Source organism: Pedobacter kyungheensis (genome assembly GCF_000812965.1).
GTDB classification, from domain to species: Bacteria; Bacteroidota; Bacteroidia; order Sphingobacteriales; family Sphingobacteriaceae; genus Pedobacter; species Pedobacter kyungheensis.
On the sequence record NZ_JSYN01000020.1, the window covers coordinates 33576 to 51733 of the forward strand.

The 18158-nt window shown below is 39.6% G+C and carries 18 protein-coding genes; 11 read left to right on the top strand and 7 right to left on the bottom strand.

Annotated features, from left to right (window positions below; genetic code table 11):
* Window positions 1-3: 3 nt before the first annotated feature.
* The 6 genes from OC25_RS16780 to OC25_RS16810 all read right to left on the bottom strand — a co-directional run bounded on the left by OC25_RS16780 (window position 4) and on the right by OC25_RS16810 (window position 7011).
* Window positions 4-1506, bottom strand: a complete 1503-nt coding sequence (locus OC25_RS16780; RefSeq protein ID WP_039478633.1) for a RagB/SusD family nutrient uptake outer membrane protein — start codon at window positions 1504-1506, stop codon at window positions 4-6.
* A gap of 7 nt (window positions 1507-1513) precedes the next feature.
* Entirely contained in the window at window positions 1514-4657 is a 3144-nt protein-coding gene (locus OC25_RS16785; RefSeq protein WP_082018629.1) for a SusC/RagA family TonB-linked outer membrane protein, read from the bottom strand.
* Window positions 4658-5221: 564 nt separating this feature from the next.
* Window positions 5222-6007, bottom strand: a complete 786-nt coding sequence (locus OC25_RS26995; RefSeq protein WP_052266267.1) for a helix-turn-helix domain-containing protein — start codon at window positions 6005-6007, stop codon at window positions 5222-5224.
* Between the two features lie 114 nt (window positions 6008-6121).
* Window positions 6122-6340 carry a hypothetical protein gene (locus tag OC25_RS16800; protein ID WP_039478388.1) on the bottom strand — a complete coding sequence of 73 codons (219 nt, stop codon included), beginning with the start codon at window positions 6338-6340 and terminating at the stop codon, window positions 6122-6124.
* Between the two features lie 162 nt (window positions 6341-6502).
* A complete protein-coding gene (locus OC25_RS16805) occupies window positions 6503-6688 on the bottom strand; it encodes a cold-shock protein (protein WP_039478391.1) in 186 nt (61 codons plus the stop codon).
* A 98-nt stretch (window positions 6689-6786) separates the two neighbouring features.
* Complete coding sequence (locus OC25_RS16810) at window positions 6787-7011, bottom strand: cold shock domain-containing protein (RefSeq protein ID WP_039478393.1); 225 nt, start codon at window positions 7009-7011, stop codon at window positions 6787-6789.
* 235 nt (window positions 7012-7246) lie between these two features.
* Here OC25_RS16810 and OC25_RS16815 point away from each other — a divergent pair, with 235 nt between their 5' ends.
* The 4 genes from OC25_RS16815 to OC25_RS16830 all read left to right on the top strand — a co-directional run bounded on the left by OC25_RS16815 (window position 7247) and on the right by OC25_RS16830 (window position 11378).
* Complete coding sequence (locus tag OC25_RS16815; protein ID WP_039478396.1) at window positions 7247-7441, top strand: hypothetical protein; 195 nt, start codon at window positions 7247-7249, stop codon at window positions 7439-7441.
* A 170-nt stretch (window positions 7442-7611) separates the two neighbouring features.
* Entirely contained in the window at window positions 7612-10305 is a 2694-nt protein-coding gene (locus tag OC25_RS16820; RefSeq protein ID WP_052266268.1) for a PQQ-dependent sugar dehydrogenase, read from the top strand.
* 108 nt (window positions 10306-10413) lie between these two features.
* The gene (locus OC25_RS16825) at window positions 10414-11049 is read left to right on the top strand and encodes an HAD family hydrolase (protein ID WP_039478399.1); all 636 of its coding nucleotides are present in this window, start codon (window positions 10414-10416) and stop codon (window positions 11047-11049) included.
* An 8-nt stretch (window positions 11050-11057) separates the two neighbouring features.
* Window positions 11058-11378, top strand: a complete 321-nt coding sequence (locus tag OC25_RS16830) for an Mpo1-like protein (protein WP_039478401.1) — start codon at window positions 11058-11060, stop codon at window positions 11376-11378.
* Between the two features lie 185 nt (window positions 11379-11563).
* On the opposite strand, the gene OC25_RS16835 is transcribed toward OC25_RS16830, so the two are convergent.
* The gene (locus tag OC25_RS16835; protein WP_039478404.1) at window positions 11564-12748 is read right to left on the bottom strand and encodes a proline dehydrogenase family protein; all 1185 of its coding nucleotides are present in this window, start codon (window positions 12746-12748) and stop codon (window positions 11564-11566) included.
* 95 nt (window positions 12749-12843) lie between these two features.
* Here OC25_RS16835 and OC25_RS16840 point away from each other — a divergent pair, with 95 nt between their 5' ends.
* The 7 genes from OC25_RS16840 to OC25_RS16870 all read left to right on the top strand — a co-directional run bounded on the left by OC25_RS16840 (window position 12844) and on the right by OC25_RS16870 (window position 18125).
* Window positions 12844-13050 carry an RNA-binding S4 domain-containing protein gene (locus OC25_RS16840; RefSeq protein ID WP_039478407.1) on the top strand — a complete coding sequence of 69 codons (207 nt, stop codon included), beginning with the start codon at window positions 12844-12846 and terminating at the stop codon, window positions 13048-13050.
* On the top strand, window positions 13050-14105 hold the full coding sequence (gene aroB / locus OC25_RS16845; RefSeq protein ID WP_039478408.1) for a 3-dehydroquinate synthase: 1056 nt from the start codon (window positions 13050-13052) through the stop codon (window positions 14103-14105). Before OC25_RS16840 ends, aroB begins: the two co-directional genes overlap by 1 nt.
* A 1-nt stretch (window position 14106) precedes the next feature.
* Window positions 14107-15051: a sterol desaturase family protein gene (locus OC25_RS16850; RefSeq protein WP_039478410.1), complete on the top strand. Its 945-nt coding sequence runs from the start codon at window positions 14107-14109 to the stop codon at window positions 15049-15051.
* Between the two features lie 117 nt (window positions 15052-15168).
* Entirely contained in the window at window positions 15169-15360 is a 192-nt protein-coding gene (locus OC25_RS16855; RefSeq protein ID WP_039478412.1) for a hypothetical protein, read from the top strand.
* 1 nt (window position 15361) lies between these two features.
* Window positions 15362-15685, top strand: coding sequence for a type II toxin-antitoxin system RelE/ParE family toxin (locus tag OC25_RS16860; protein ID WP_039478413.1), 324 nt, complete (start codon window positions 15362-15364; stop codon window positions 15683-15685).
* A gap of 363 nt (window positions 15686-16048) precedes the next feature.
* The gene (locus OC25_RS16865; RefSeq protein ID WP_039478414.1) at window positions 16049-16882 is read left to right on the top strand and encodes a prephenate dehydratase; all 834 of its coding nucleotides are present in this window, start codon (window positions 16049-16051) and stop codon (window positions 16880-16882) included.
* 103 nt (window positions 16883-16985) lie between these two features.
* The gene (locus OC25_RS16870) at window positions 16986-18125 is read left to right on the top strand and encodes a chorismate mutase (RefSeq protein ID WP_039478416.1); all 1140 of its coding nucleotides are present in this window, start codon (window positions 16986-16988) and stop codon (window positions 18123-18125) included.
* Window positions 18126-18158 lie beyond the last annotated feature (33 nt).

Below are 18158 nucleotides of genomic sequence, written 5' to 3' on the forward strand. Positions count from 1 at the left end.
TTTTTATTTATTGTAGTTAGGGTTCTGTTTCAGGGCGGGGTTATTCTGAATTGCAATAGAAGGTACCGGCCAGAGGTAATCTTTATTGGCATCAAAAAGGCGGCTGTCAATCCTCGCACCTGCACTATTGGTTACATTTCCATTCAACACCTGGTCTGCAATTCTCCACCGGCGTATATCGTAATAATACAAACCCTCTCCAGCCAGTTCTATTCTCCGCTCGTGCCTGATCTCTGCCCGAAGATCTTCCTGATTCAAACCTGTTGCAACATTAGGCATTTTCGCCCGCGCACGGATGAGATTTAAGGCATCAAATACCGATTGATCGGGCCCCGTATCTTCGTTTTTAGCCTCTGCATACATTAAAAGTACATCGGCATAACGCAACAAAATAAGATTCAGCTCAGAAGTGCCGCTGGTTGGGGCCGAAACTGGTTTTTCGTTATCTTTAAAAATGGTGTATTTTTTTAAACCATAACCTGTACTTGGATACTGAATGGCAGTTACTACAGCACCTTTAAATTGGGTACCGGGTAAAATTACAGTTGCCTGCAGGCGGCTGTCGCGGTTTTCGAATGGTTTTGCAGCATTGTAAACAGCCGAACCGGAGATTGGCTTGCCATCTGTAGCATAATAGGCATTTACCAGATCGGGTAATGGAGCCGAGCCCAATTGTTGATCCAGGCTGATATCGAGCGAGTGCGTAAACTCAGGATATTTATACTGTACATCGAAAATCACTTCGGCATTTCCTTCATTTTCAAGGTAAAACAAACCGCGATAATCGGGAAAGAGGCTATAGTTTTTTAAATCGATAACCGCTTTGGCCGCTTCAGCAGCTTCTTTCCAGCGTTTAGCATACAGCAATACCCTCGCTTTTAAAGCCAGAGCTGCACCGCGGGTAGCCCGCCCCTTGTCTGCTCCCGAATAGCTCAACGGAAGCACCGTGCCAGATGAGGCCTCGTTAAGATCTTTTAAAATCTGCGCTAACAGTTCATCTGCCGTATTTCTTGGCAAAGTAGCCTGGGTTTCGTAATTGGTGGCTTCGGTAATTAATGGCGCACCACCAAACAGGTTCCACAGTGGTATATAATACAAAGCACGCAGATATTTTGCTTCTGCTCTATATCTTTCTTTCAGCGTAGCATCCATATTTACTTTGTCGATATTGGCCAGCACATTGTTGGCCCGCCCAATTCCTTTGTAGCTGCCGTTCCAGGTTTCGTTAAAGTAACCGGTAGCTGCATTGTGTAAACCCCGCGAAATGATATTGTAATCGTTATTGTATTGGTAAGTATTTGGCGTTAGCGCATCCAGATAAATCGAATTGGCAGCATATACATTATAGTAGAGGGCTGTATAGGTTCCGTTTAAAGCAGCTTCTGCCTGTACTTTGGTATTCCAATAGGTGTCTTGCGTAAAACGATCCGTTGGCGTTACATCGAGGTAATCTTTACAACCGAAAAAGAGCGCCGAAACCGTTAACAGCAGCAAATATTTTTTCATTTCCTTTTTATTTAAATGATACATTAAGTCCGGCACTAATTGTTTTGGCATTGGGATACTCAATTAAATCAGCGCGTGTTAAATTGCGTTCAGGGTCGCTAAATTTAAAGTTCGAAAAGGTGAGGTAGTTTTGCGCATTTACAAAAACCTTTAACACATCGATACCTGCTTTGCTTAGCCATTTAGTGGGAAATGAATAGCTTACCTGAACATTTTTCAGTCGCAGATAGGAAGCATCGCGTACCCAAAAACTCGAAGTCTGGAAATTCTGCGGATATCCGTTCGAAGTAGTGAGTCGTGGTAAACTTGCCCCCGTATTGGTTGGTGTCCACGAATCGGTAAGCCAATTTTTGGTTACTCCGGCACCGTTCTTGAAAGGTTGGGCCAAATTACCGCTTAAATAAGTGTCTACGTCCTGTAATCCCTGAAAAATGAAGCTAAAATCCCACCGTTGATAGCCAAAACCACCAGAAAAACCGTATACAAATTTTGGAATGCTGTTGCCAATTACCACCCGGTCGTTGTTATCGATTACACCATTGCCATCTACATCTTTATATTTCAGGTCGCCCGGAACAGTACCTGCATTTTGAAAAGCATGTGCCTTAACTTCATCTGCCGTTTGGAAAATCCCCTCTGCCTGCAATCCGTAAAAACTATCTATAGCAGAACCTTCCTGAATAATGGTGTTACCACTATAATATTTTTGGCCGTTTACATTGGTCACCTTGTTTTTAACATAGGTGAGATTGGCATCTAAGTTATACCTGAAATCGTTTACGGCATCTTTAAAACCTACCGTAACTTCGAAGCCCCTGTTGTTAACCGCCCCAATGTTTTTTACCGGCCCGGCCAAATTACCCACCTGCCCGGGAACACTGATTTGCCGCAAAATTTTCGAAGTCTGTTTATCAAACCAATCCAGTTCGAAAGTTAACTTACCTTTAAAAAAGCTACCTTCCAAACCTATATCACTCATGCTGGTTGTTTCCCAGGTAATATTTGGATCACTAAGCTGGGTAATGGCTGCTCCACTTACAATTGTGCCGTTAAAATTATAATTCTGGCCCAGGGCTATGGCATCTACATAACTAAACAGCGAAACATTCTGGTTACCCAGCTTGCCATATGAAGCACGTACTTTTAAATTGCTAAAAACATTCAGGTCTTTAATAAAATCTTCTTCGCTGGCCCGCCATCCGGCCGAGAATGAAGGAAAAAAGCCCCATCTTTTATCTTTTGCAAAGCGCGATGAGCCATCATACCTGAAATTAGCCTCGAAAAGGTATTTTTCGTTGTAATTGTAATTAAAACGGCCAAAATATGATTGTAAGCGAGAAGCACCGCCTGTACCAGTTACCTGTGGCGAAGTGCTGCCGGCATTCAGTTCAGTTAAATAATTACCCAAATAGCCTTCGTTATAAGCCGAAAAATTACCATCATCAAAACGTTCGAGGCTAAACCCTGCCAAAGCACCAAAATGATGTTGATTTAAGGCTCCTTCCCAGTTTAAAGTGTGGAAATTGGTAATATTGATGTTGTTCTGGCTAATTTGTCTTACCCCCCTGGCTGGCGTATTGCCAATTGGCGTTATTACCCCTGTTTTAGGATTGGTTAAATTAATGGCCGGGTAAGAATATTTGTTGATGCCATAAAGCAGATTTGCCCCCAGGGTGGTCTTATACCTGATGTTAAAGGGTAGCTGGTATTCTAAAAATATATTGGCCAGCGTACGGTATTGATTGTTTTTATTAAACCCTTCATTAGCCAGCGCAACAGTATTTCTAAAAAAATTGTGCCCGGGTACGCGAATCCATTGATCGGCATAAGTTCCATCCTGGGCATAAGCAGTTTGAAAAGGCAGGCCGCGATAGGTCAGCCCCATCAATCCACCCTCACCGTTTCCATCATCTGCACTGTAAGCGCTTTCTTTGCTATTCCAGAAATTAGCCGTTAAGCTTGCTCCAACTTTTAATCTTTTGGTAATTTCTGAACTGATATTTGTGTTTAAAGAATAGCGCTTCCCCGAAGAAGCAATTAATATTCCATCCTGATCCAGATAACCTAAAGAGATCGAAAAAGCAGTTTTTTCAGTTCCGCCCGAAATGCGGAGGTTATGCTCCTGAATGGCGGCATTGCGGAACATAATATCAAACCAGTTGGTATTGGGGTAAATGTACGGATCGGTACCAGTCCTGAATTCATTAATCAGTGCCTCACTACTTTCGGCAGGTTTGCCTTCGTTGGCCAGTGCCCTGTTTTTGCCAATCATGTAATCAACCGTATTGGTTACCACATCCGGAAACTGGGTGGCCTTTTGCGAACCAGCATAAAAATTGTAATCGATAGAAAATTTTCCATTTTTACCGGTTTTTGTCTTGACCAGAATAACGCCATTAGCTGCCCGATTACCATAAATAGCTGCAGAGGCAGCATCCTTTAAAACAGTTACACTTTCAATATCATTTGGATTTACATCGCCCAGAGGATATTCGATACCATCAACCAGCACCAGCGGATTGTTGTTATTGAGCGTACCTGCCCCACGAATACGGATTGTAGCAGCATCAGCCCCTGGCCTGCCTTTAGTTTGGTTAGTAAAAACGCCTGGTACATTCTGCAAAGCCTGTGTTGCATTCGTTATAGGCCGGTTGGCTAATGTTTTGGCATCGACAATAGCTAAGGAACCCGTAAGATTAATCTTTTTTTGGGTACCGTAACCTACCACTACGACATCATCTAAAGGGTTGTTGTCTTCTACCAGCGCTACTGTTATTTGGCTCTGGGTAACCACAATTTCGCTTTGTTTGTAGCCAACAAAATTAACAAGTAACGTAAAGGGGTATTTTTGTCCTGTAACTAACCTGAACTTGCCATCGCGGTCGGTAGAAGCACCGTTGGTTGTACCTTGTATTTTAACGGTTGCGCCGATTAAGGTTTCCTTTGTTTTGGAATCGATAACGGTACCGGTTAAGGTGGCATTAATAGTTGGTTCGGTGGGATTTTGGGCTTGTACCACCAGCGGTACAATAAGCCATAAAAGCGGTGCTAAAACACGCGCCATTTGTTTGATATCCAGTTTAACCCCGGATAACAGGCATGGTAAAGCCAAAGCCCGGTAAACGGGATTGACTTTCTCAAAATTTTGCATAACTTTGAAATAGGTGATTTGAATGAATTAGAACAGGGCGCAACGCCAATTGAATCCCTGTTCAGTTAATTTGCCTGGGGAAAATACAAACTGTATTTTCCTTTTTTTTTTGCCCTATCCGTTTATGGATTGGAATCAAAAATCTTTACCATCAGCAACAACAACCCATCTCTTTTAAAATTTTAACCAGCCCTTTAGCCAGACTTAAAGTTTCTGTAAATTCTTGTTTCATAATGATTATATTTTTGGCAAATATAATTTTTTTCAAATAGACTACAAATTTACTAGACTTTTTTTTTGATCGTTTGTCTCTGAATCTTGCCTGGCAAAAACATCGCATTTAAAACAGTTCATTCTATATCTGTTTAAAAAATATTTTCTTTCTTAAAGCGGGATTTTATATTTTAGGCCTTGTAAAATTGGTGCGACTGAATTAAAGATGCAGCGAGCAAGGCCTTACGCGTTAGGCGCCATAGCAATTAATGTGGTGAGGTCGGGAAAACCTGTTTTCTTGAAGAGATGAAATCGAACAGATGCCCATTTCTTTGCCAGACGCACCAATTTTCAATTCAACAGCGCCTGCTTGCTAAATTGAAATACCGATATTCCTTTGTAACGCTTAAAGCTACTGTTAAAGTTAGCGGTTTGCTCAAACCCCAATAGGTTAGCTATTTCATCAATGCTGTAATCACTATGGGTTAATAATGCCTCTGCTTCGCGCATAATGCGGTCTTTAATCAATGCAGCCAGGCTTTTCCCTAAAACACGGTCAAGAAAACGGTTTAATTTACTTGCACTCATACCCATCCCTTCGGCGTAAAACTGAATAGCGCGTTCCTGCTTGTAATATTGTTCTAAAATGGCCCTGAAACGAAGTACTTGTTGCAATTCATCGAGAGTTAAGGCCGCCAGGTAACCATCTAAACCTGCAGTATAACCTAAGAACAAGGATAAATATTGGGCCAGAAAAGGCAAATCATTGCGGGCATTAATTTCTCTGCGCAACTGATCGAGCAAACTATAAGTTTTGGTTGATTCTTGCTGTGCTAAATCTCTGAAGGATAAGTTGAGGAACAAGTTTTTAGCCATTGGATCGAGGTGTTGCAATAAAAATTCGGCATACAACAAGCTACTGAAAGTAAGCCAGTAACCCGATTTAATTTCCCCTTCCAGCCGAACCAAACCTTCTTCCGGAATAAAGAATATCCTCCCGTTCGCCAGCATGTAATCGCCAGAATTCATGCATAAATACCCTGCACCCTCTTTAACAATTAACATCCGCATCGGAAATGCTGCCAAAAGCGCACGCTCTCTCTTAAAAATCCCGCTAATGGGCTCCAGCTGTATCATATAAACTTAATGGAATAAACATCAGTATGACTAACATTATATTATCTGGTTACATGGCTAAAGATAAAACTTATCAACATGTATGACAAATACTATAAAAAACAACCAATATACCTATTTTTGAGTAATACCGGACTGATCAATTACTTGTATGTTTATGGCTACTGATAGGGTTTGATGCAACTCGAAAGACACATTTAAGCCCGTTTTTAACTCAGCACCATTTAATATTCCGGTGCGGTAAAACAAAACCTCTTCTCCGAAATCAGTTTTAATCTTACCAAAACCCTCTGTTTCACTATAACATCCTATTATCCCCATTTGTTTTATCATTTTGGCCTAAGCTCATTTTACATCTTAGCGTAAAAAACTATGCCAAAAAAATTCCAGCACAGGCAAATATATGCACATGCTGGTTCACAAAAAAAAAGACGGACAACTACTTGAGACAGAAAAGATGTATTTATCTCTTCCTGCTTAACCTGATAGAATAAATTAAACCAGTTTTACCTGAATGGCATTAGGGCCTTTTTTGCCTTGCGCAATTTCGAAAGTTACTTTATCGTTCTGTTTCACTTTGTCAACCAAACCCGTAACATGAACGAAAACCTCTTCGCCACTTTCGGTAATTACAAATCCAAACCCTTTAGATTCGTTAAAAAATTTTACTGTTCCTTGCATTTAATTTAGATTTTTAACATAAACATATAAAAACTATTGCGTTAAGCGATAATAGTTTTGAAATTGATGGAGAGAATGGGTAGCTAATAAAAGCCCGGTTACAGGCAAGCTTTCATTTTAGGTTTATTTTTTACTAACGCTGTAATATTTTTAGCCACCACACCTCTTTTTGTAATCTGGGTATCGAACTCTACCGAGCTACCAATATACAAGCCTCTCGCCTTGCATTCTGAAATATCGAAATAAATACTTTCAGCAACCATTAACTGAGAAATGAGTCCAAATCCCCTTTGTTTATTATAAGCAGTAATCACTCCCGTCATACAAAAATAATTTAAGCGTTTAGCTTCATAAATATAGGCTTATTAATACTACACTATTACAGCAGTAGATATTACATTGAAATAAATAGATAACCCCAACAGACTAGTTGATGTGCAAAACTGACCGATCGGCCCAAAATGTTAAATTTGTTAAGCTTACAACCTATAGTTGTTAAACAAATTCAAAACCATATAATCTACTACCTGTTAATACTATACATCAACAGATCAAAACATGAAAAAACTAACAAAAAACAGTTCGGAAAAAGAGTTAGATAACATTAAAGAAGGCGACAACATCCAGGACGATACCGGGAAACAGGGAGAAGTGGCGCATATCGAGATTTTAAACCGCCGGCGGGAAAAGCAATATTATTATAAGCTCAAAAACGATGGCACGATCCTCGTTATTAAGCAATGCCTTACTTAGGTTTTACCGGGCTTAAAAAACAAACTTGATTTTAAATCTTACGGTTAATGGGTGCTGAACCAAATGGCTCTTTTTAAGCCAAATCTGGCCATAAGCATTAATTTTGATACAATGTATCGATTGCATAAAATAATATCATATATTTACGCAGCACACCATTAACCAAATAAATGAAAACAACGTTTACACTATTGCTGTCTGCTGCTGCCCTTATTTCTGCAGCAACATTTAACAAAAACACCTACGAAAGCAAAAAAACATCCTTCCTGTCTATTGACACGCCAGATCAGGATCGCTTTGTAAAAGCTACCCTGGCACAAGGCGAATTTACGGAACCCACAGAAATGGCGGTTTTACCTAACCTCGATATTTTAGTTACCCAACGAAGAGGTGAAATATTGATCTATAAAAATCAGACTAAAAAACTTAAAGAAGCCGGTAAACTCGATGTTTATTTTAAAACAAATGCGCCGGGGGTAAATGCCGAAGAAGGCTTACTGGGTATGGCCGCAGATCCTAAATTCGCCATAAACAAATATGTTTACCTTTTTTACAGTCCTTTCGATAAATCGGTAAACAGGCTATCGCGTTTTAAACTCGTTAACGATCAGATAGTAAAAGAATCAGAAAAAGTTGTACTCGAATTTTATTCGCAACGCGATATTTGTTGCCACACCGGCGGTTCAATCGCTTTTGGATCAGACGGTTTGCTTTACGTTTCTACAGGCGATAACTCCACACCTTTCGATGCGCCGAATCAAAAATATGTAAACAGGGGTTATGCTCCCCTTGATAACCGGAAAGGATTTGAGCAATATGATGCCAGAAGATCGTCTGGAAATACCAATGATTTAAGAGGAAAAATTTTAAGGATTAAAGTGAACGAAGATGGCACTTACAGCATCCCGGACGGAAACCTTTTCCCTAAAAACGACCCGAAAAGCAGACCCGAAATTTATGTGATGGGTAACCGCAACCCTTACCGCATTTCGGTTGACCAGAAAACCAACTTTTTATATTGGGGCGAGGTTGGACCAGATGCCAGTGATGATGATGCTTTAAGAGGTCCAAGAGGTTATGATGAAGTTAACCAGGCCCGTAAGGCAGGTAATTTCGGCTGGCCTTTGTTTATAGGAAACAATTATCCTTACAAAGCTTATGATTTTACTAATGGCGAAAACGGCAGTGCTTTCGATCCGGCTGCTCCGATTAACAACTCGCCAAACAATACAGGCTTAACGCAGCTCCCTCCTGCTCAAAAAGCCTTTATATGGTATCCTTATGGCTTATCGAACGAATTTCCTCAGGTTGGCGCCGGTGGCCGTACCGCTATGGCAGGGCCGGTTTATTATGCCAATGCCAATTCGCCTTACCCGGCTTACTACGATGGAAAACTGATTATTTACGAATGGGTACGCGGTTGGGTAAAAGCTGTAACCATGAATGCTGCCGGCGATTACGTAAGCATGGAACCATTTTTATCTAAAGTTTCGTTAGCAGCGCCTATTGATATGGAACTGGGACCAGACGGGAAACTCTACATCCTGGAATATGGAAAAGGCTGGTTCTCTAAAAATCCGGATGCAGCCATCTCGCGTATCGATTATATCAAAGGAAACCGCCCGCCAAGGGTAGAAAGCCTCGATATTACCAAAACAAGCGGTTTACTTCCGTATAAATTAACCGCAACGGTTAAAGCCAAAGATCCGGATGGTGATGCACTTACTTACGTGTGGAACCTGGGCAAAGGAATTACCAAAACCACTACCACACCAACTGTACAGTACACCTATACCAAAGCCGGCGAATACCCGGTAAGCGTTACCGTTATGGATAAAAGTAAAGCTGCTGCAAAAAGTCAGGTTATTCCGGTTTTTGCCGGCAACGAGCACCCTGCTGTTGATATCGTTTTGGCTGGTAACAAAAGTTTTTACTTTCCAAATAAGGTAGTAAATTATAAAGTACTGGTAAGCGACAAAGGTGCTAAAGTTAACAATAACCGCATTTATATTTCCAATACCTATACGCAGGGAACAGATATGGCTGGCGCACAGCTAGGACACCAGCAAGCTGCACAAACAGCTGTTGGTAAAGCACTGATGTTAAAATCAGATTGCAGTACCTGCCATAAAGAATCGGCAGTTTCAATTGGTCCTGCTTTTGAAAAAGTGGCTGCAAAATATAAAAACGACAGTAAAGCGGTTGATTATCTGGCATCGAAAGTAATTGGTGGAAGCCATGGTGTTTGGGGCGAAGTACCCATGCCTGCACATAGCGCCATGAAAGAAGCCGAGGTAAAAAAGATTACCGAATGGATTATGACATTAGGCAATAAAGAAACGGTTGCAGCTTCGTTACCTGCTTCAGGCAAAATTGTACCACCGGCCAATGTAGATAAAAAGAAATCGGTAATGACACTTAAAGCAAGTTATACCGATGCAGGCGCAAAAGGCTTAAAACCTTTAACCACAACTAACCTGGTTAACCTGCGAAGCAGCACAATTGATGCTGACGACATTAAAGAATTGAGAGGTTTTGAAAAGAAAGATATTTATGGTGGCGAAAAACTGGTTTTAACCCGTGATAATGGCTGGTTAGCTTTAAAGGATATAGATTTAACTGACATTGCCAGTTTTGGTTTTTCATTTGCAAATTTAGCACCTGGCACAGCTGGCGAAATTGAAATCAGGCTAGATGGTAAAGATGGAGCTTTGGTCGGAAAATCGACATTTACCAGCGCTACGCCGGTAAACCTCCTCGCTGATGGAAAACTTCATTCCCTTTATTTTGTATTTAAAGGCGTAAAACCTGAAGATAAAAATAGCAAGCTCGTGATCCAGTCTATAATGGTCACACCAAAATAAACTGCAAGCCCGGAACAACAAATTTCCGGGCTTTTTTATTGTAAAAAGATAAGCTTTTATACATTTCTTTAATGCAGCAATAATATCTTTGCAGCAAATTGGTAGCACATGCAAAACATTAAAAACATCATTTTTGATTACGGAAACGTAATATTCGATATAGATTTCAGAATCGCACAGGCATCTTTCCAAAAACTGGGCATTAACGATGTAGAAACCTTTTTTGCACATAAAGCACATAACAGTTTATTTGATGATTTCGAAACCGGAGCCATTTCTCCAGCCGAATTCAGGGCGGGCATCAGAGCAGCTGCCAGCCAACCCCAGCTTACCGACCAGCAGATTGATGACGCCTGGAATAGTTTATTGATTGGTACCATACAACAAAACCATGATTTGCTGTTACAGGTTAAAGCAAAATACCGGACGTTTTTATTAAGTAACAACAACGAAATCCATTACGACTGGATTATCAATTACCTGCAGGCTACTTTCAAAATGAACAATTACGACGATTATTTTGAAAAGGCTTATTTCTCGCAGCACATGAAACTGCGCAAGCCCAATACCGATATTTTTGAGCAGGTACTGAAAGAAAATAACTTAGATCCAGCCGAAACCCTCTTTATTGACGATAGCCCCCAACACATAGCCGGTGCTAAAAAAGTAGGTTTAAATACTTTACTCATGACCGAAAAACCAGCACAATTAGGCGCGTTTCTGAAAGCGAATGGAATTTTGTAAATTGGGGTATGGCAGAGAAAAAGTTCAAATCACTTAAAGAATTTTATCCTTTTTACTTATCAGAGCATACCAATACCACTTCGCGTGTACTGCATTTTGTAGGTACCGGTTTAGTAGTATTGGCTTTCTTTGCAGGCTTTCTCTTCCACAACTGGCGTTTTTTCCTGTTAATGCCTTTGGTAGGCTATAGTTTTGCCTGGGTGGGGCATTTCTTTTTCGAGAAGAATAAACCTGCTACCTTCCAATATCCGGGCTACAGTTTAGCCAGCGATTTTATCCTTTTTTATGATTTGCTAACCGGAAAACAGGCTTTCGTGGTGAAGAAGTGATTTCAATTGGCAAAAAATAGTTGGCAATTTTCAGTTTGCAGTAAACCATTTAAAATTGAAAACTGAAACTTCCTAAATTAAAAAAACAGTTGGCAATTTTCAGCTGGCAGTAAACTACCTAAAACTGAAAACTACCAACTGCTAACTATAAACTGTTAATTGAAAACTGTTAACTGAAAACTGACCTACAGTTTCCTTCTTTTCAATTCTCTTTCAATTAAACCCAGCTCTCTACCGGTTTGGCCGGCAACAGAAGTATTTTCCTGGGCCCTTCTAAACAAGTAAGGCATTACAGCTTTAATTGGTCCGTAAGGCACATACTTAGCCACATTGTAATTCGAATCGGCCAGGTTAAAGCTTAAATTATCACTCATACCTAACAACTGTGCAAAATACACGTGCGGATGATTATGGTCAATATTTTTTTCTTCGAGCAAATAGGTTAACAAACGGCTGCTGTCTTCGTTATGCGTTCCGGCAACAATTGCAATCTCCTCAATATGATCTACACAGTAGCGTAACGATTCATTATAATCGCGATCAGAAGCAGCTTTATCCGGCTGTATTGGTGAAGGGTAGCCCATCTCTGCTGCACGTTTGCGTTCTTTTTCCATATAAGCGCCACGAACCATTTTAACACCTAAAATAAAGCCGTCGGCCTTCGCAATTAAGTGGTCGGCTTTCATATCAGCCAGTTTATCGTGACGGTACATCTGATAAGTATTGTACACAATAATACGTTCGCGGTTAAACTTACGCATCATATCTAAAGCCAGTGCATCAATGGTATCCTGTATCCAGGTTTCTTCCGCATCGATCATAATCGGCACACCTTTATCATAAGCGGTTTGGCAGATTTTTTCGCAACGCACTTTTACTTTATCGTACTCAGCCTCTTCAGTTGCCGTAAGCGTTTCTTTCGCATCTAATTTTTGTAGTAAGGCAAAACGGCCAATACCTGTAATTTTAAATACCGTAATCGGAATTTTTATATCTCCATCGGCACGAACAATGGTGCGGATAATTTCTTCACAGGTTTCATCAAACACCTGCTCTTCTTCTTCTCCCTCAACCGAATAATCTAAAATGGTACCTACACCACCTTTATGTAATTGTTCTATTGCTTTATCGCACTCAGCAATGGTTTCGCCACCGCAAAACTGCTGAAATATAGTTGCTTTAATCGCACCCTGAATCGGTAGTCCGATATTTAAGAAGAAATTGGTAATGGCCGGGCCAACTTTGGTTAGAAAATTATTGGCGATAATTTTAAAAAGCCAGTAAGCTTTTTTTAATTCTGTATTGCTTTTTTGGCGGAATGCAACTTCCGTATTATCGAAATTTGGTTGCTTATTGGGGGATAAATCCATTTGTATGCTATAAATTAAGTCAGATTGGTGCAAAATTATAAAAAGCATTGATTGTTAAAACTAAAAAGGTTTAAATAATCGTATTTTTGCAGAAAATGATACAATTCAAATTAGAAGGCGAATTTATTCCACTAATTCAGCTGTTAAAGGCTACCGGGTTGGTTGGAAGCGGCGGCGATGCCCAGGCCGTTGTAACAGAAGGCTTGGTAAAATGTAACGGCGAAGTAGATTACCGCAAACGTTATAAGGTTAGAGTTGGCGATATTATTACTTTTGGGGAAAATAAAATAGAAGTTATTTAATGGAACCACTAACAAGCGCAGGCCACTCCGTTTATTTCGAAAGTAATTTAGCAGCTTTAAAAGTACTTTTAGAAAGCAATAAATACAGCAAAGTTTTTGTACTTGCTGATGAACATACCAGTGAAGTATGCTTACCGCTTTTTCAATCACTTTTAGATTTTTCTGAATTTGACCTGATTGAAACTGCAGCAGGCGAAGAAAATAAAAATATCGATTTCTGTATCGGCATCTGGAAAACCTTACTGGATTTTGAAGCCGACCGCAAAAGTTTAATGATCAACCTTGGTGGCGGTGTAATTACTGATATGGGGGGCTTTATTGCCTCTACCTACAAACGCGGAATTGATTTCGTCAATATCCCCACTACCCTCCTTTCGCAGGTTGATGCTTCTGTGGGTGGCAAAACCGGAATTGATATTGATAACGTAAAAAATATGGTAGGCACTTTTACCCTGCCACAAATGGTTTTTATCGAAACCGGCTTTTTAGAAACCCTGCCAGAGCGCGAACTTTTATCAGGATTTGCCGAAATGATTAAACATGGTTTAATTTACGATAAACCTTATTACGAAAAATTAAAGGCGGGCAGCTACCTAACACCATCTGCAGAAGATATTTACCGCTCTGTTGAAATTAAAAACGAGGTGGTTACCATCGATCCGCATGAAAAAAATCTGCGTAAGATTTTAAATTTCGGTCATACCATTGGTCATGCCATTGAAGGTTACTCGCTAACTAACGACGAAAATCCGCTAACCCACGGTGAAGCCATTGCTATTGGTTTTGTGTGCGAAGCTGCGCTTTCGATTAATAACAGTACACTTACCACCGAGGAACTGGAAGATATCAGTAAATATATTTTATCGCTATATCCTAAATACCACATCAAAAAAGAAAGTTATGATACACTTTTAGAATTGATGAAAAGCGATAAAAAGAACGAAGATGGCAACATTTTGTTCTCATTATTAGAAACAACAGGCAAATGCGCGTTTAACTGCCGTGCTACCAAAGCCGATATTTTGAGCAGTTTAGATTATTATAACAGTTTATAACATGAAGTTTACCGGAAGTGATATTTCTGTAATCGGGCTTTTTGGTTTCGTAATCGTTTTAACCTTGGTTGAAATGTATTTCAGTTACCTGCACGACAGAAAATTATATACCAAGCGCGATACCTGGACCAATATTTACCTGATGACAGCCGCTATTGTAATCAATTTGGCGACTAAAACAGGTACATTTTTCTTATTGCAATATTGCTACCAGTTCCGTTTGTTCCAGATCAGCAATATCTGGATTTACTGGCTGGTGTTAATCTTAGCTCAAGATTTTCTGTATTGGTTTTTGCATACCGTTGGCCACTACGTGCGCTTTTTCTGGGCCATGCACGTTACCCACCATTCGTCAGAGCATTTTAACTTAACCACTGGTTTCCGTTCTACTGTTTTTGAACCTTTGTACCGGGTATTCTTTTACCTGCCGTTAGCCTTTATGGGCTTTACTGCGGTTGATATTCTTTTTGCCTACCTGGTTACCCAAATTTATGGCAACCTGGTGCATACCCAATACAATATCAAATTCCCGAAATGGTACGAATATATTTTTGTAACGCCATCTCACCACCGTGTGCACCACGCCAGCAATGTGCGTTACCTGGATAAAAACATGGGCATGGTTTTAATTCTTTGGGACAGATGGTTTGGAACTTTCCAGGCCGAATTACCTGAAGATGAAGTAAAATACGGTTTAACTACCCAACCTACTGATACCGGGCCTGTAAATATCATTTTCCACGAATTTATTGCCTTAACCGCTGATGTAAAAAAGGCCCCAACTTTTATGGATAAAGTAAAATACGTTTTCAATCCGCCGGGATGGAGCCATGATGGCAGCACCAAAATTGCTAAAATTATGCAACAGGAGCTTCGGGATGCTGAGATCCTCGAAAAATCAAAAAAGTTAAAGTCTGAACAACCCGAATTAAGTTCGGCAGTTTAAAAATAAGCGGTCTGTATTACGGGCCGCTTTTTTTTGATTTAATCCTTATAGAAATGGACAAACAGCGCCAAAATATTTAAAGATATAATTCGTATTTTTGATATAAAGTTTATTGCTATGACAACATTGACTATACAAGTTAAAGATAACGATACAGAATTTCTTTTAGAGGTACTAAAAAGAATTAATGCGAAAGTGATCCAAACTTCTAAAAAGCAACTTTTACTTGATGGCATTACGCAAGGAATAAGAGAAGCAAAAGAAATCAAAGCCGGAAAAATTGCGCCATTATCATTGAAAGATATATGATATGGCAGAAATTACCATAGTCTACTCGCCAATTTTCATAAAAAAAGCTAAGCAGCTAAAGAAGAAACATGCATCATTAATTAGCGACTTATCTGAATTAGAATCCGTATTACTTGAGAACCCAAGAACAGGTACTGATTTAGGCAATGGCATTTTCAAAATAAGATTAGCTGTAAAAAGTAAGGGAAAAGGAAAAAGTGGTGGTTATAGAGTAATTACCTACTTACAAATTAAAAATGAAATCAATATGATTTACATTTATGACAAATCAGAAGAGGCTACTATTACTAAAAAAGACATACAGAAAATAATTGATACCTTGTGATACATATTCAATTCCTTAACAACGTATAAATCACTTGCCCTACGTATTCCCAATAACAAGCGCTCATTTTCATTACTTCAAACCAACCTTTTACAGAATTTATACCATGCACCAAAACGGTCTAAAATCAATAAAATTAAATTTTATTAAAAATATTTTCAATTTCCTATTGACAAATTAAATTTTGTTACTACATTTGGCTCAACGAAAAAAAAGAATGAAAAATTTTAACACATATTACTTTGGTTACTTTTACTATTTTAGTGAGAGCCGGGGCTAATATGCAAAAAGATATATAAAAATATTAAAATGTATAAAAAAGTCCTGGCAAACAGCCGGGACTTTTTTTGTTTAACACAAAAAATGGAAACGACAAAACGAGTAGCAATTCAGGGTATTAAGGCCTCTTTTCACGAAGAAGCAGCCTACAAATTCTTTGGTAAAAGCATTGAAACTGTAGAATGTAATTCATTTAAAGAAACCTGCGATAAGCTTGAAAAAAACGAAGCAGATTTCGTGGTAATGGCCATCGAAAACTCCATTGCAGGTAGCTTATTGCCAAACTACACCCTGATTCGCGATTATGGTTTCTCGGTTGTTGGTGAGGTGTATTTACCTATCCAATTGCACTTAATGGCTTTACCTGGTGTAAAATTCGAGGATATTAAAGTGGTAACCTCGCACCCTATCGCCATCCGTCAATGTATTGATTTCTTTTACGATTATCCGCACATTAAAATTGTAGAGAGCAATGATACTGCAGCCTGTGCCAAACGCATTCAGGAAGAAAAACTGACAGATACAATGGCGATCGCAAATAACTTAGCCGCAGAACTTTATGGCCTAAATATTTTAGAGCGCCGTGTAGAATCGAACAAGAAAAACTATACCCGTTTCCTGATCCTGAAAAAAGACAAAACAGACGAAGGCAAAAAAATAAACAAGGCCTCTATCTGTTTCCAGGTTGGACATAAAGCCGGCTCGCTGGCCACCGTGTTAAACATTTTTGCCGAACAGGATGTAAGCTTAACAAAAATACAATCTATGCCGGTATTAGGTAAAAGAAACGAATACTACTTTTACGTCGATTTAGAATGGCCAAGCACCGATAAATACGATAAAGCTATCAGGAAGGCATTAAAATATACCTCGAACTTTAATATCCTTGGCGAATATCAGAAGAACGATAAAGTGTAAAAAGCTGGCAGTAAACAATTTTCAGTTGGCAGTTCAATCCAACAATATAACAATTAAACAATTTAAAATATAAACCGGACTCCGGAATTAAATACCAATCATCATGAAACTAAATTTAAACATTCAACCTTTAAACACCTGGTTAAACACAAACAACGAGCCGTTGTTAATTTCTGGACCATGCAGTGCAGAAACCGAAGAACAATTATTAACTACTGCACATTTATTAGCAGCAACTGGTAAAGTATCAGTTTTAAGAGCTGGTATCTGGAAGCCACGTACCCGTCCGGGAGAATTTGAAGGTATCGGCAGTATTGGTTTAGAGTGGTTAAAACGCGCTAAAGCAGAAACTGGTTTACCAACTGCTGTTGAGGTTGCCAATGCAAAACACGTTGAAGAGGCTTTAGCAGCAGGTGTTGATATCCTTTGGATTGGTGCACGTTCTACTGTAAACCCTTTCACCGTACAGGAAATTGCTGATGCTTTAAAAGGTCATGATGTTCCGGTATTGATTAAAAACCCGGTTAACCCTGATTTACAGTTATGGATTGGTGCAATTGAGCGTATCAATGGCGCAGGTATCACTAAAATTGGTGCCATTCACCGTGGTTTCTCTTCATTCGAGAAAAGCTCTTTCCGTAACGAACCAATGTGGGAACTTGCTATCCAGTTAAAAACGCTTTGCCCTGATTTACCAATCATCAACGATCCAAGCCACATTTGCGGTAACCGTGAGTTAATCCCTTACATCTCGCAAAAAGCATTGGATTTAGATATGCAAGGTTTAATGATCGAATCGCACGTTGATCCTTCAGTAGCCTGGACAGATGCTAAGCAACAAGTTACCCCAGCTGCTTTAGCAGAACTGGTAGACCGCTTAACAGTACGCGAACCAGAAGCACCAAACGAAGCATCTGCCGATAAATTAGCTGACTTACGTAAATCAATCGATAAAATTGATGATATCTTATTACAGAAATTAGGTGAGCGTATGGCGATTGTTGCTAAAATTGGTGAATTTAAACGCGATAACCAGGTAACTATTTTACAGGTTAACCGTTGGGATGCCATCATCCAAAAAGGTCAGGCTTTTGCAAAAGCATTAAAATTAGACTTAAACTTTACCGAAAAATTCTTAGAATTGGTACACGGTGAGTCAATCCGCAAGCAAACTGAAATCATGAACGCTGGCAAAGCTGAGCAAGGCATTGCTGCTGAGCAACATAGCGAAGTTAAAGCATAGGTAAGCTTAAAGCTCAAAGACTAAAGCTAAAAG

Bases quoted from the DNA above. Each gene is read 5' to 3' on its own strand.
- OC25_RS16780 (WP_039478633.1), bottom strand. From the start codon at position 1,506: ATGAAAAAATATTTGCTGCTGTTAACGGTTTCGGCGCTCTTTTTCGGT.
- OC25_RS16785 (WP_082018629.1), bottom strand. From the start codon at position 4,657: ATGCAAAATTTTGAGAAAGTCAATCCCGTTTACCGGGCTTTGGCTTTA.
- OC25_RS26995 (WP_052266267.1), bottom strand. From the start codon at position 6,007: ATGATACAGCTGGAGCCCATTAGCGGGATTTTTAAGAGAGAGCGTGCG.
- OC25_RS16800 (WP_039478388.1), bottom strand. From the start codon at position 6,340: ATGATAAAACAAATGGGGATAATAGGATGTTATAGTGAAACAGAGGGT.
- OC25_RS16805 (WP_039478391.1), bottom strand. From the start codon at position 6,688: ATGCAAGGAACAGTAAAATTTTTTAACGAATCTAAAGGGTTTGGATTT.
- OC25_RS16810 (WP_039478393.1), bottom strand. From the start codon at position 7,011: ATGACGGGAGTGATTACTGCTTATAATAAACAAAGGGGATTTGGACTC.
- OC25_RS16815 (WP_039478396.1), top strand. From the start codon at position 7,247: ATGAAAAAACTAACAAAAAACAGTTCGGAAAAAGAGTTAGATAACATT.
- OC25_RS16820 (WP_052266268.1), top strand. From the start codon at position 7,612: ATGAAAACAACGTTTACACTATTGCTGTCTGCTGCTGCCCTTATTTCT.
- OC25_RS16825 (WP_039478399.1), top strand. From the start codon at position 10,414: ATGCAAAACATTAAAAACATCATTTTTGATTACGGAAACGTAATATTC.
- OC25_RS16830 (WP_039478401.1), top strand. From the start codon at position 11,058: ATGGCAGAGAAAAAGTTCAAATCACTTAAAGAATTTTATCCTTTTTAC.
- OC25_RS16835 (WP_039478404.1), bottom strand. From the start codon at position 12,748: ATGGATTTATCCCCCAATAAGCAACCAAATTTCGATAATACGGAAGTT.
- OC25_RS16840 (WP_039478407.1), top strand. From the start codon at position 12,844: ATGATACAATTCAAATTAGAAGGCGAATTTATTCCACTAATTCAGCTG.
- aroB (WP_039478408.1), top strand. From the start codon at position 13,050: ATGGAACCACTAACAAGCGCAGGCCACTCCGTTTATTTCGAAAGTAAT.
- OC25_RS16850 (WP_039478410.1), top strand. From the start codon at position 14,107: ATGAAGTTTACCGGAAGTGATATTTCTGTAATCGGGCTTTTTGGTTTC.
- OC25_RS16855 (WP_039478412.1), top strand. From the start codon at position 15,169: ATGACAACATTGACTATACAAGTTAAAGATAACGATACAGAATTTCTT.
- OC25_RS16860 (WP_039478413.1), top strand. From the start codon at position 15,362: ATGGCAGAAATTACCATAGTCTACTCGCCAATTTTCATAAAAAAAGCT.
- OC25_RS16865 (WP_039478414.1), top strand. From the start codon at position 16,049: ATGGAAACGACAAAACGAGTAGCAATTCAGGGTATTAAGGCCTCTTTT.
- OC25_RS16870 (WP_039478416.1), top strand. From the start codon at position 16,986: ATGAAACTAAATTTAAACATTCAACCTTTAAACACCTGGTTAAACACA.